This is a genomic window from Longimonas halophila (assembly GCF_002554705.1).
In the GTDB taxonomy this organism is placed as follows: Bacteria; Bacteroidota; Rhodothermia; order Rhodothermales; family Salinibacteraceae; genus Longimonas; species Longimonas halophila.
Genome location: NZ_PDEP01000001.1, coordinates 474,581 through 488,138, shown reverse-complemented (window position 1 = coordinate 488,138; position 13,558 = coordinate 474,581). Strand labels below are relative to the sequence as shown.

At 61.4% G+C, this 13,558-nt stretch carries 10 protein-coding genes; 1 reads left to right on the top strand and 9 read right to left on the bottom strand.

The window, feature by feature from the left end:
• Positions 1 to 178: 178 nt before the first annotated feature.
• The 8 genes from nusA to CRI93_RS01905 all read right to left on the bottom strand — a co-directional run bounded on the left by nusA (position 179) and on the right by CRI93_RS01905 (position 10,141).
• Positions 179 to 1,696: a transcription termination factor NusA gene (gene nusA / locus CRI93_RS01940; protein ID WP_098060913.1), complete on the bottom strand. Its 1,518-nt coding sequence runs from the start codon at positions 1,694 to 1,696 to the stop codon at positions 179 to 181.
• A 33-nt stretch (positions 1,697 to 1,729) separates the two neighbouring features.
• Positions 1,730 to 2,212, bottom strand: a complete 483-nt coding sequence (locus CRI93_RS01935) for a ribosome maturation factor RimP (RefSeq protein WP_098060912.1) — start codon at positions 2,210 to 2,212, stop codon at positions 1,730 to 1,732.
• Positions 2,213 to 2,598: 386 nt separating this feature from the next.
• The gene (locus CRI93_RS01930; protein ID WP_098060911.1) at positions 2,599 to 3,891 is read right to left on the bottom strand and encodes a glutamate-5-semialdehyde dehydrogenase; all 1,293 of its coding nucleotides are present in this window, start codon (positions 3,889 to 3,891) and stop codon (positions 2,599 to 2,601) included.
• A 125-nt stretch (positions 3,892 to 4,016) separates the two neighbouring features.
• The gene (gene proB, locus CRI93_RS01925) at positions 4,017 to 5,138 is read right to left on the bottom strand and encodes a glutamate 5-kinase (protein ID WP_342752063.1); all 1,122 of its coding nucleotides are present in this window, start codon (positions 5,136 to 5,138) and stop codon (positions 4,017 to 4,019) included.
• 117 nt (positions 5,139 to 5,255) lie between these two features.
• Positions 5,256 to 6,857, bottom strand: a complete 1,602-nt coding sequence (gene nadB, locus CRI93_RS01920) for an L-aspartate oxidase (protein ID WP_098060909.1) — start codon at positions 6,855 to 6,857, stop codon at positions 5,256 to 5,258.
• Between the two features lie 220 nt (positions 6,858 to 7,077).
• Positions 7,078 to 8,215, bottom strand: a protein-coding gene (prfB, locus tag CRI93_RS01915; protein WP_098060908.1) for a peptide chain release factor 2 whose coding sequence is annotated in 2 segments (ribosomal slippage) — positions 7,078 to 8,145 and positions 8,147 to 8,215 — 1,137 coding nt in all. Because the reading frame shifts where the segments join, the coding sequence is not laid out codon by codon here.
• Between the two features lie 136 nt (positions 8,216 to 8,351).
• Positions 8,352 to 8,693: a hypothetical protein gene (locus CRI93_RS01910; protein WP_098060907.1), complete on the bottom strand. Its 342-nt coding sequence runs from the start codon at positions 8,691 to 8,693 to the stop codon at positions 8,352 to 8,354.
• Positions 8,694 to 8,935: 242 nt separating this feature from the next.
• Positions 8,936 to 10,141 (bottom strand): pyridoxal phosphate-dependent aminotransferase, encoded by a 1,206-nt coding sequence (locus CRI93_RS01905; RefSeq protein WP_098060906.1) that lies wholly within the window; start codon positions 10,139 to 10,141, stop codon positions 8,936 to 8,938.
• Between the two features lie 366 nt (positions 10,142 to 10,507).
• Between CRI93_RS01905 and CRI93_RS01900 the strand changes: the two genes are divergently transcribed.
• A complete protein-coding gene (locus tag CRI93_RS01900) occupies positions 10,508 to 12,004 on the top strand; it encodes an aldehyde dehydrogenase family protein (RefSeq protein ID WP_098060905.1) in 1,497 nt (498 codons plus the stop codon).
• A gap of 249 nt (positions 12,005 to 12,253) precedes the next feature.
• On the opposite strand, the gene CRI93_RS01895 is transcribed toward CRI93_RS01900, so the two are convergent.
• Positions 12,254 to 13,525, bottom strand: a complete 1,272-nt coding sequence (locus CRI93_RS01895; RefSeq protein WP_098060904.1) for an MFS transporter — start codon at positions 13,523 to 13,525, stop codon at positions 12,254 to 12,256.
• Between the last annotated feature and the right edge of the window lie 33 nt (positions 13,526 to 13,558).

The window sequence follows — 13,558 nt, the reverse complement described above, 5'->3', positions numbered from 1 at the left end:
CATGGGAAGCTCTTTATGTGGGTTCATTCATAGCAATAACGATTGCAGCAGTAGTGCAACGGGTGCAACGGGGTTGTGGTCCTGACTCCTGTATCAAACTCGGTAGGGCTTTAGTAAATAGGAGCAGTGGATTGGCCATTGGCCCTCTTCCAGATGGTAATTTGGGGTTGCAGGCGAGCTACTCGCGATCCACCTGCATGCCAGGGGCCGACGGATCGGGTCGCGTTTCTGGATCGACGGAAGCATCGGGAGCCTCTTCTGCCTCGGGCTCCTCCTCGGCTTCCGCATCATCCTCATCCACGTTAGCATCGCTATCTGGAGGCGACTGGGGAGCTGCAGGCTCCGCCATCGGTTCGGCTCCTTCATCTACGGGCACGCTGTCTACGGCAGAAGCCTCCATCGCTTCAACCTGGAACGCCCCTTCAGCAAGGAAGTCGGGCACCGTAGGCCCGCGCTGAAACTCGGTGCGAATCACCTCGATCACATGGTCTGCTGTGCTGCGATTCATGCCCGTACGGCGCGTTAGGGCGCCTGACGACAGTTCAAGCACCGCCTTTCCGGTATCGCACCCGATCTCTTTCAGCTGTTCGATAACCTCTGGATCCAGCTCGTCGGCAAACTCTTCGATCTCGATATCCTCTTCGTCCGCTGGAATTTCGCGGTAGACGTCAATCTCGTATCCCGTAAGCTTCACAGCCAGCTTGATGTTCACGCCCTTGCGGCCAATGGCCTGGCTTACTTCGTCGGCAACAACCTCGGCGCGCGCTCGGGGCGGGTCCACGTCCTCGTTTATCTTGACGCTCACCGGCTCAGCAGGGGAGAGCGCACGCTTGATGAGCGTGTGGGCGTCGTCGGACCACTCCATGACGTCGATGTTTTCATCGTTCAGCTCACGCACTACGGCGTGGATACGTACGCCCTTCACGCCAACGCAGGCCCCTACTGGATCAACGCGCTCGTCGTGGCTGGTGACGGCCACTTTCGCGCGATCTCCGGGGATGCGCGCCACCTTCTTGATTTCAACAATGCCGTCGTATACCTCGGGCACCTCAAGCTCAAAGAGGCGCTCCATGAACGTCTCTGCGGCGCGGCTGACCACAACCTGCGGGTCGCTCCCCGAGTCGCGTCGGACTTCCTTCACGACGGCGCGCAGCATATCTCCTTTGCGGTGGCGCTCGTCAGGGATCTGCTCGCGCCGGGGGAGTACCATCTCGACGCTATCGTCGTGCACGAGCAGCGTTTCGTGACGGCGAATCTGCCGAATCTCACCGACTACGATCTCCCCGATCATCTCGGAGTACTCCTTGTAAATCTGCTCCTTCTCGATGTCGCGGATACGTTGCTGGAACGTCTGTCGCGCCGTCATCACCGCCCGGCGGCCAAACTCCTCAATGTTCATCTCGCTGGCTACTTCTTCGCCAACTTCCAGATCGGGATCCACCGTACGCGCATCGCTAAGCTCGATCTCCGTAACGGGGTCGACCAGATCCCAATCGTCGACTACTTCCTGAATGTGTAGGATCTGGATGTCGCCTTGGTTGGGGTTAAAGATGATCTCGAACGCTTCATCGGCCCCATACCGCTTTTGGATCATTGCCTTGATCACATCCTCGACAATAATCTGCAACGTCGCCCGGTCGATGTCTTTGACGCGGGCGATCTCTCCAAATGAAGAAACGAGATCGGCACTTCGCATAATGGGGTGCGGGGTTGCATGAGGAAGAGGCGACTACCAGGGCAGTTCGATCTTAGCCCGTTCAATCGCATGGTAAGGCAACGTGTGGGTCGACCCCGACGGCAATTCAATGGTCACCGTTTCGTTGTCGGCAGCGGTCAACGTCACAACGTCGTACTGGGTGGATCCATCATCGGGATCGTCGTACTTAATGCGTAGCTCGCGCCCAACGTTCTTTTGGTACTGACGAGGGGCTGTAAGAGGGCGTTTGATACCAGGCGATGACACATCAAGCGTGTACGATCCGGGCACCACCTCGTCAACATCAAGTTCAAACCCTACGTCACGACTGATCGCTGCCAGGTCGTCGTGTCCGATGCCGTCATCGCCATCCACAAAGATTTCGACGACGCGCGTCCCCCGGTGTCCGCGAATCTCAATATCAACCAAGAAGTACTCGGTTGGGCGTAGCACCGAAGCCACCACGGCACGGATCTTTTCGTCGAGCGTTGTCGGAGCAGACGCGTCGTTGGGCATGGGTAGGCAATTCGAGTTCAGGGGCTAAGTGCACAATGCACTCGGGCACAGCATGGTTGTATAACAACAAAAAAGGGCGGCTCCGCAGCCACCCCAGGCATCTCACCACAATGGCTCGATGGATTTCGGTCCCAGTGGATAGCGAATACTTTACCTGCCCACCGGTTGTTTCTGACGGGGCACAGGTTTGCTCACAGTTACACTGATTTGCACATACGTGTGTGGTATTGGCCACGCCTTTACCCTTCGTGCCAGAGACATCCGCGCCGGGCGGCGCTCCCCATTTTACGGCTCTCGGGTGTTCACTTCATTGTGCAGTGTTGAATTGTTAGCTGTCAGTGATCATTCTTATTGCAATAACGGATTCATAGGGGCAGCCTGTTCCACTATGCTGTGCGCTCAGGCACCGGGTGGCGCGTTTCTCCGGCTCCGTACACCACAAACTTCTGCGTGGTCAGCGCCTGCAGGCCCATCGGACCGTACGCGTGCAGCTTGGTGGTTGAGATGCCAATCTCGGCGCCCAGCCCGAGTTCGCCTCCATCTGAGAAGCGCGATGACGCGTTGACGAGCACGACCGAGGCGTCAACAGTACGTGCAAAGTGGCGGGCCGTAGGCAGATCGTCGGTCACGATCACCTCGGTGTGGTTGGATCCGTAGGTGGCGATGTGGTCTTGGGCAGTGTCGGCGCTATCCACCACGCGCATCGCGATGGTAAGGTCGAGGTACTCGGCCGCGTAGTCGTCTTCGGTGGCCGGTTCTACATCGGGTACGCGAGCCTGCACCTGTTCATCGCCGCGCACGGTTACGCCCGCCTCGCGGAGTAGCGCGCAGGCCCGGGGCACGTACGTGTCGGCAACGTCTTCGTGCACGAGCAGCGTCTCCAGTGCATTGCACACGCTCGGACGCGAGGTCTTGCCGTCGATGAGCAGGTCGTCGGCAATGTCAAGGTCGGCCTGCGCATCCACATAGAGATGGCAGACGCCTTTGTAGTGCTTGATGACGGGGATGCGGCTGGTTTCGTCGACGAAACGGATGAGCCCTTCGCCGCCGCGTGGGATGACGAGGTCGATGTGCTGGTTCAATGTGAGCATCTCTTGCACAGCGGCGCGGTCGGTGGTGGGCACCAGCGTAATGGCCGCGGGGTCTACGTCTTCGGCTTCGAGCGCTTCGTGCAGCGCATCGGCGATGGCGTGGTTGGCGTGGAAGGCTTCGGAGCCGCCCCGCAAGAACACGGCGTTTCCGGCTTTGAAGCAGAGCCCGGCGGCGTCGGAGGTAACGTTGGGGCGTGCTTCGTAGATCATGCCGATGACCCCCAGTGGGATGCGCATGCGCCCCACTTCGATGCCGCTGGGACGCGTGGTGGTGGCCGACATCTGTCCGACGGGATCCGAGAAGCTGGCGACTTCGCGGAGGGCGGCGGCCATCTTCTGGAGGCGCTTCTCGTTGAGCACGAGCCGGTCGATCATGGCCTCGGGGAGTCCGTCATCACGGGCGCCGGAGACGTCGGTGTTGTTGGCGTCTAAGATGGACGCCTGGTGGTCGAGCAGCGCATCGGCCATGTGCTGCAGCACGCGGTTTTTGCGGGCGGTGGAGAGGTTTGCCACCTGCCGTGCGGCCTGACTGCATTCCGCTGCGAGCGATTCGATGGAACGATGGGTTGTGGGGGATGCCTCTGCCATGGGTTTGGGCGCTGATTGTACGCGAGAACGCTATATGTCCGTACCCAGCGCGTCCGCTCTTGTGCCGCTGTGTTTGCACGAAGCAGGCGCTGCTGCGTATCCCCTTGCTTTTGTATCCATACGTGCTACAACAACACGAGGTCATCGCGGTGGATGATGTGGTCGGTGGGCGCGGTACTGAGCACGCGGGCGATGTTGGTGCTGTGCTTGCCCTGGATGGCTCGCACATCGGCGGCGCTGTACTGGACGATGCCTTTGGCGATGGGCTGTGTGGTGCCTTCGCTTCGCCGTGCTACGATGACAGCATCGCCCGGCGCAAAGGAGCCCTCCACGTCTATGATCCCTGATGGGAGCAGTGACGCGCCCTGTTCCTGGAGCGCGTGGGCAGCGCCCTCGTCCACGAAGAGCCTGCCGATGGCGGGCAGGGCGTGGCGCATCCAGTGCTTGCGGCTGGAGAGCTGCTGAGCAGGTGCGGCTCCGGTGAAGAGCGTGCCTGGCACCTGTCCGTTGCGCAGGGCGTCGAGGTACGCGCGCTTTTTGCCGTTGATGATGATAGTGGGGATGCCGCGGTCGGTGGCTTTTTCGGCAGCCTCGATCTTGGTGCGCATCCCGCCAGTGGCGGCGGCGTGATGACTGCCTCCAGCCAGTGCGTGAACGGATGCATCGATAGCGTTGACCCGGGGGATGCGGGTGGCGTTTGGCGTGGTGTGGGGATCGGCGTCGTAGAGTCCGTCAACGTCGGAGCACATCACGAGGAGGTCGGCCTCGGCAAGCACCGCCACAAACGCTGCGAGGTTGTCGTTGTCGCCCACGCGCAGCTCGTCGGTGGCTACGGTGTCGTTCTCGTTCACGATAGGCAGCGCGCCGGTATCGATGAGCGCGGAGAGCGTGTTCTTGGCGTTCACGAAGCGCGTGCGGCGGCGCAGATCGTCGTACGTGAGCAGGACCTGCGCGCACGGTACGTCGAAGAGGCGGCTCCAATGCTGCATGAGGAGCGACTGCCCAATGGCGGCCAGCGCCTGCTTCTCGGGGATGGTGAGCGGCGTGGTCGTATCCATGCGGCCCTGCGCGGCGCGTCCGGCAGCTACGGCCCCCGACGACACCACGATGACGGTTTTGCCCTGTGCGCGCTGCTCCCGAATCCACTGCGCAATAGGCAGCAGGTAACGCGTGGAGCAGCCGCGGGCATCGGGGGCTACGAGGGCGCTCCCGACTTTTGCGACAGCGGTTTGCCAATCGGGAAGCATGGGCATACTGCGAACAGGGCACGTTCGGGGACTGACGAACAGACAGAGGTAGGGACACGGCGCGCCGTGTCCCTACGCAGGTGAGGGCAGGGCCCGCACCGGCCTGACCTTACCTTCCTACAGCCGCGTGGCGCGCTGCTCGGTGGCCTCGGCTTCGGGATAGTCGACGGTGTAGTGCAGTCCGCGGCTCTCGCGGCGCATGCGGGCGCTTCGCACGATGAGGTAGCAGGTGGTGATCATGTTGCGGAGCTCGCAGAGACGCGTGGAGACGTGTGCCTCCTGGTAGAAGGCTTCGGTTTCTTCGTAGAGCAGGTGGATGCGGCGGGCGGCGCGTTTCAGGCGGACATCCGAGCGCACAATGCCGACGTAGTTCGACATCACGCGCTTCAACTCGTCGCGGTTGTGGGTCATCAGGATTTCCTCGCCGGGCGCTTCCGTGCCGCTGTGGTCCCAGTCCGGAATGGACTTCGGCGTGTGGGCGTTATCGAGGTCGTCTTTTGCAACCTGCATGGCGCGGTGTCCGAACACCAGCCCCTCAACCAGTGAGTTACTGGCCAGGCGGTTGGCGCCGTGGAGTCCGGTGCACGCCACCTCGCCGATGGCGTAGAGCTGATTGATCGAGGTGCGCCCATGGGCATCCGTCTGTACGCCGCCACACATGTAGTGCGCAGCGGGCACAACGGGAATGGGCTCTTCGGTAATGTCGATGCCGTACTGCTGGCACGTCTCTGCAATCATGGGGAAGTGCCCGCGGATTGCCTCGGCAGACTTGTGGGAGATGTCGAGCCAGACGTGGTCATCGCCGTGGCGCTTCATCTGGTCGTCAATGGCGCGGGCCACGATGTCGCGCGGGGCCAGTTCGGCGCGGTCGTCGTACTCGGGCATGAAGCGCTCGCCCTGTCGGTTGTAGAGGCGTCCGCCCTCGCCGCGCACGGCCTCGGAGATGAGAAAGGAATCCGCATCAGGATGGTAGAGCGAGGTTGGATGAAACTGCACGAACTCCATGTTGGATACCCGCGCTTTCGCCCGATACGCCATCGCCACGCCGTCTCCAGTGGCAACGGGCGGATTCGTGGTATGCTGGTAGACTTGTCCGCATCCTCCTGCCGCCAGAACGGTGGCCTGCGCCTGCACGGTGTGCACGGTGCCCGTAGTGCGGTCGAGCACGTACGCACCAAAGCAGTGCACATCCGGACGCATGCGGTTGACGTGTTGTCCCAGATGGTGCTCGGTGAGCAGATCCACAGCGGTGTGCTGCGGGTGCAGGTCAATGGACGGATGCGCCTGCACCTGCTCCATGAGCGCGCGCTGCACCTCGGCGCCGGTGGCGTCGTCGGCATGCACAATGCGGTTGGCCGAGTGGCCGCCCTCGCGTCCCAGGTGGAGCGCATCAGAGCCGTTTGTGCGGGTGAAGTGCGCCCCCCACTCGATGAGTTCGTGGAGCCGCTTGGGCCCCTCGTTCACGACGATTGACACAATCTCTGGATTACACAACCCTGCGCCCGCATCCAGCGTGTCTTCGAGATGCTGCTCGGGACTATCGGATTCATCAACGACTGCAGCAATCCCTCCTTGTGCGTACGAGGTGTTGGTTTCGCTGAGGTCGTCTTTCGTGATGACCGTGACGCGTCCGTACGCGGCGGCTTTCACCGCAAACGTAAGCCCGGCCACACCGCTGCCGATGACGAGGAAGTCGGTCTGTGGAGTGATCGTATCCATATCCCGTTGTTCGTTAGGGGGATGCGTAGGGTTTGTTCTGCGGTGGACATTCTGGATCCCGGATCACGTCCGGGATGACTTCAGACGAGGAGCGTGCTGGGTTTTGCTGGTAACCAACGCATACTAAATTCGGTTGCGGCATTGCGGTGAGGACATACGCAGTTGCGATGCACACCCTGTCACGGAGCACGACTGTCCAGCACGACGAAGCCCGTATTACTCACGACTCCACCGGGTTGATGCCCTTTTTGCCGTGCGTCAGGTACGCCTGGATGAGCGGGTCAATTTCGCCTTCCAGAATCGCCTCGGCATTTGAGAACTTTGTCTCCGTGCGATGATCGTTCACCATGGTGTACGGATGCAGCACATACGAGCGAATCTGGCTGCCCCACTCAATGCTCTTCTTCGAAGCTTCGACCTCTTCGCGGGCCTGCTCCTGAAGCTCCTGCTCCGCCTGATACAGACGGCTCTTGAGCATCTTCTCGGCACGCTCGCGGTTCTGCATCTGACTGCGCTCCTCGGTGCATTCAGCCACGAGCTCAATGTCGTCGCCATTCGAGAGCGTGCCGTTCCAGATGAGACGCACGCCGGTGGCCACCTTGTTCACGTGCTGTCCCCCTTTCCCGCCGGAGCGGAAAGTTTGCAGCTCGGTAGATCCGGTGCTCAGGTCCACTTCGATGGTGTCATCCACTTCGGGATACACGAACACACTGGCAAAGGAGGTGTGGCGGCGTCCGTCGGAGTCGAACGGGGAGATGCGGACCAGGCGGTGCACGCCGCGCTCCGATTTCAGGTAGCCGTACGCATGGTCGCCGGCAACGCGAAACGTCGCGCTCTTGATGCCAGCGGCCTCGGCAGGCTGATAGCCTAACATCTCGGTTTCGTAGCCTTCCTTTTCGGCCCAGCGGCTGTACATGCGCAGCAGCATGCTGGCCCAGTCCTGACTCTCGGTACCGCCCGCGCCCGGATTGATCGTCACGATGGCGTCGCGGTGGTCGTCGGGGCCGTCGAGCAGGCTCCTCATTTCGAGGTCGTCGAGCTTCTGCTCTAACGTGCGGGCTTCGGCGTCGATTTCGTTGCTCAGGTCCTCGTCTTCTTCCGAGGCCAACAGCTGAAGCGTTTCGAGCGTCTCTACATGCTCCTGGAGCTCCTGCCACGCATCGAGCCATTCCTCCTCACGGGCAATCTGCTGCTCAACAGTACGGGCGCGTTCCGGGTCGTCCCAGAACGACGGGTCGAGGCGCTCCTGATTCAGTTCGGCTATGCGGGCTTCGCGCTCAGCCGGGTCAAAGATAGCCCCCGAGCGCATCCGTGCGCTCATAGAGGGTGACCAGGTCTTGCTCGTTGTACTGGCTCATAGATGAATGCAACTGGTTTTATTTGCAATAACGGATTCTTGCTGGCGGATGCGCCATGCGGTCGCCGTGTGTTCGGATGGATGGGCCGACCCGTGCGTTCCCTAATCACAGCGAACTCAAGTTGCAAGCGCACCGGCTATGCGTTCATCCAGGCGTACAGCGCCGATCCCAGTGCGCCGCTGGCCGCGCCCCACACCGCGCCGATGCCTGTGGGAAGCAACGCAAGCACCAGCTGGGGCACCCCGCCTGTCGCATCCGCCAAAAATGTGAGGAGCGCAAGCGTTCCGGCATCGCTCACCACAAATGTGTACGCCACGCCGCCCGTCCATGCCAATCCCACGCCGAGCGCACCCACCACAGCCGGGTAGCGCGCCCCAGCGGCAGCCATTCCCGCCAGCGCGGTAGCGGGCCAGCCAATGAGCACATGCAGCCCGGCGGCAAGTCCGGCCACTCCCAGAACGTACAGTACGGTTCGCATAGCAGGTTGGGGATGCAAAGGGATCTGCAGAGTCCGATTATTCAACCCAAGTTGCAACCTACAGGGATGCCATTTTGAGCGGATACCGACAACGGTCGGTAGGAGTCGAAACACGAGCAGAGCGACTGACGAGTAGATCTCCTTATCGCACCTGTTTTGCTGTCAGTGGGGGAGATTCTTCGTCACTTCGCTCCTCAGAATGACAGAGTGTGGAAGGTTAGTGCTGTACTGCGCAACTTGAATTATCCGTTCTGATGCTTGGCGGCAAAGCGCTGAATCCGACGGACCGCCTCTTTGACGTCGTCGAGCCCGGTCGCGTAGGAGCAGCGCACATATCCGGCTCCGCTCGGACCAAACGCATCGCCCGGCACGCAGGCCACGTGCTCTTCTTCGAGGAGCTGCTGCACGAACTCCTCGGAGGTGAGCCCGGTGGAGCGGATGTCGGGGAAGCAGTAGAAGGCGCCTTCGGGCTCAAAGGTCGGGAGCCCCGCCTCGTTGAGTCCGTCGACCAGCACGCGGCGGCGTTCGTCGTAGGCCTGGCGCATGGTTTCGACCTCGTCCTGGCACTCGGTGATGGCGGTGTGCGCGGCGATTTGGGACACGGTGGGCGCGCTCATAATCATGTACTGATGCACCTTGTAGAGTCCACGCAGGATGGGTGCCGGAGCGCAGGCATAGCCGATGCGCCACCCCGTCATGGCGTAACCTTTTGAGAAGCCGCCCAGCAGGATAGTGCGCTCGCGCAGTCCGTCGATGGAGGGCACGCAGACGTGGCCGCGCTCGTGAGCTTCGCCGTAAACCAGGCGGTCATAGATTTCGTCGGAGATGACGAGCAGGTCGTGCTCTTGCACCAGCGCAGCGATGTCTTCGAGCGTGTCGCGCCGCAGCACGGCGCCGGTGGGGTTGTTGGGATACCCCAGGAAGAGTGCTTTCGTGTTGGGCGTGATGTAGGATTCGAGCGTTTCGGCGGTCACCTGAAAGTTGTTCTCTACGCTCGTGGGTACGTGCACCACATTGGCCTCCGCAAACCGCGCGGTGGGCGCGTAGGAGACGAAGCAGGGCTCGGGGATGAGAATCTCATCGCCGGGGTCGAGCACCGAGAGCATGGTAAGCTGCATGGCCTCGCTCACGCCCACCGTGCTCAGGATTTCGTCTTCGGCATCGTACGACACGCCGTAGCGGCTGGACAGCTCCTCGGAGATGGCCGTGCGCAGGTCGGCGCGTCCGGCGTTCGCAGTGTAGCTGGTTTGGCCGTCGTTGAGCGCGTCGATGCCGGCCTGCACGGCGGGCTGCGGCGTCACGAAGTCCGGCTCGCCGATACCGAGCGAGATCACGTCGTCCATCGTCGCCGCAATCTCAAAGAAGCGCCGGATGCCGCTGGGCGGCGTGGAGCGCACGCGTTCGGAGAGGTAGGTTTCCAGATCGGCGGTGACAGCGGCATCAGACATAAGCAGCGGCGTGGGGGTTGGGGAAAAGCACAAAGCATGTGATGTACCGCTGCTACGGTAGGGAGATCCGGGCGGTTTGTACATGCGTGTGCTGGTGTGGCACGCTCTGCCGGCTCCAGGGAAATCTTTCGGTTCGGCTGCGCCTCTCTCAAGATGACAGCCTACGGAGTGGATGTCGTGGAACCATCTCCGGCTCGGTTGACAGACACCTGCCGAGATGAGAAGCGCTCTCGGACGTTAGACATCAGCCCTGACCTCCAAAAGCGCTTTTCGTGCATAATCCGAACGCCTCCATTGAGAACGCATCCGGCATCGGCTATACTGCAGCTACCGTTCGTATCCTCATTGCTACATTCTATTTTGCTTATGGCTGACCTCTTTCAAAACTACATCGATGGCACCTGGCAGGCTGCTGCAACCGGCAAGACGTTTGCCAGCCGCAATCCGGCGTCATTTCAAGACGTGGTGGGACACTTTCCGGCTTCGGGTCCGGCGGATGTAGACGACGCCGTGGCCGCTGCTCAGCGCGCGTTCGACGGCTGGTCGAGCACGCCTGCTCCCGAGCGTGGACGCATCTTGAAACGCATTGGCGACCTGCTCCTGGCGCGTAAGGACGACCTTGCCGATGCCATGACGCGCGAGATGGGCAAGCCCCTCAGCGAAACGCGCGGCGACGTGCAAGAAGCCATCGACACCGCCTACTACGCTGCGTCCGAAACGCGCCGCCTGTTCGGACACACCGTGCCGAGCGAGCTGCCCGACAAGTTCAACATGAGCATCCGCCGTCCCGTGGGCGTATGCGGCATCATCACGGCCTGGAATTTCCCGGTGGCTGTGCCCACGTGGAAGATCTTTCCGGCGATTGCCTCGGGCAACACCGTCGTGTTCAAGCCGAGCGAGGAGTCGCCCCACTGCGGCGCGCTCTTGCTTCAGGTATTTGCGGATGCGGGGCTCCCCGCCGGCGTCGTGAACCTGGTGCAGGGCGACGGCACCGTCGGCGGCGCACTGGTTGAGCATCCCTCGGTCGATGCCATCTCGTTCACCGGCTCCACCGAAGTCGGCACGAAGATCGGCGAAACGTGCGGACGCCTCAACAAGAAGCTGTCGCTCGAAATGGGCGGCAAAAATCCCATGATCGTGATGGAGGATGCCGACCTCGACTTGGCCCTTGAAGGCGTGCTCTGGGGCGCGTACGGCACCACCGGACAGCGCTGCACCGCCACCAGCCGCCTCATTGTCCACGAAGACGTGCACGACAAGCTCGTTAGCCGCATCCAGGAGGCCGCCGAAGACCTCACGCTCGGCGACGGACGCGAAGACGGCGTCGATGTGGGCCCGCTCATCAACGAGGATGCCCTCAAGAAGGTACAGTCCTACATGGAGATCGGCCCCGACGAAGGCGCCACGCTCGTCTTTGGCGGCGACACGCCCGATGATCCGACGCTTGACGACGGCTACTTCTTCCAACCCACGCTCTTCACCGACGTGACGCCTAACATGCGACTGGCTCAGGAGGAAATCTTCGGCCCTGTGCTCAGCGTGCTCACGGTATCGTCGTACGAGGAGGCCGTTGAGGTCGCCAACAACACCGACTACGGACTCTCCTCCAGCATCTACACCGAAAACGTGCGCAACGCCTTCCGTGCCATGCACGACCTGGAGGCGGGCATCACCTACGTGAACGGCCCCACTATCGGCGCCGAAGCCCACATGCCGTTCGGCGGCGTGAAAGGCACCGGCAACGGCCACCGCGACGGCGGTTGGGAGGTCTTCGATTTTTATACGGAGACGAAAACGGTGTACGTCGACTACTCCGGCCAACTCCAGAAAGCACAGATGGATAACGCGCCGGATGCGGAGTAAGTCACTTTCAAACCTGACAGGTCTCGCAGACCTGTCAGGTTTCTATTAGGCTGCTATTTCCAGACGCCTCGTTCCACTTCGAAGCGAGGCGTTTTTTTGTTATGCACATCCGCACGGTTTCAGGAGGATGCGACACAGCGTCTTCCTTCCCCCATACGTCGCAACATTGAAGGCACCATGCCCCCTGCACCATTCCCCATTTCCGCATCGCTTGGATGCAGTGAACAACGTGCGTACCAGCTTCAACACTCAGGCGCTCAACCGCTCCGACGACGCATGCGTCCCGAACACCGGATGGGTCTCTTCCATGCGCCAGACCACATACGCCCCCGAGATAAACATGGCAGCAGCGGTGCCATAGAACGCCGCTTCGATCGAGAACACATCCACCGTAATCCCGATGAGAACCGCCCCCACCGCGTATCCGAGATCACGCCACATGCGATAGACCCCGAGTCCGGTCGACCGCCACAGCGGGTGGGCGGCATCGCTCGCCACCGAAATCAGGTTCGGGTAGTGCAGTGCCATACCAATGCCCGATAGGCCCGAGAAGAGCATCCAGCCGGCGTAGCTGTCGACCCACATCATGCCCGCGATACCGGCGCCGGCCAGGAAGAACCCCGCCACAATGGGCGGCTTCCGCCCGATCTGATCGCCCAGGCGTCCGGTATACACTTGCAGGAAATAGGCGCCGCTGTGTATCCCCACAACAACACCAACTTGTGCCGGATCAAGCCCTTGTCCGATAAGAAACAGCGGAAAGGCAATCCACACCAGCGTATCGACAAAGTTTTCGACGTGTCCGGCCTGCGCTGCTGCAAACAGCGTGAGATCTTTGTACGTGGCGCGCTTCACGATCTCCCAGAACGGAAGGTCGGCGTCGGTGCGGGCGTCGTCACGCTCGGCCTCGCGGGCGGCTTCGGGCTGAGCGTACGGAAGGGTTTCCTGGATCAGGAAGAGCGCGATGAGCAGGGCTACCACAATAACGCCAGCCAGAAAGTAAAACGGCTCTGGACGCAGGGTGTAGTGCGTGGCAATGACGCCGGTGAGCCATGCGCCAATGGCTACGCCGGTGTATCCAAACGCTTCGTCGATACCCGCTGCCAGGCCCCGCTCCTCAGGAGTGGCCAGTTCGATCTTCGAGGTCATGCTCATGCTCCAGGCTACGCCCTGGTTCACCCCAAGCAGCACATTACCGGCGGCCACCCACCACCAGCTGGGCGCATAGATCAGCAGGAACGGAATGGGGAGCGCCGACAGCCACCCGGCAATGAGCACCGGCTTGCGCCCGTAGACATCGGCCCACTTGCCCGAGTAGAGGTTGAGAACGGCTTTCACGATGCCGAAGCTCACCACAAAAGAGCCGATTACCAGGAACGAAGTGACGCCAAAGAGCTCCTCGCCCATAATGGGCACCACGTTGCGCTCTGCACCCATGGTGAGTCCAACCGCGAACACAGTGACGATCTGAAGCGCAAATTGCTTCCAGTTTGTACGAATGCCTTGTTTTACAGTATCCACAGGACGTGGCGTGATAGTGGGAGTGCAGCGATG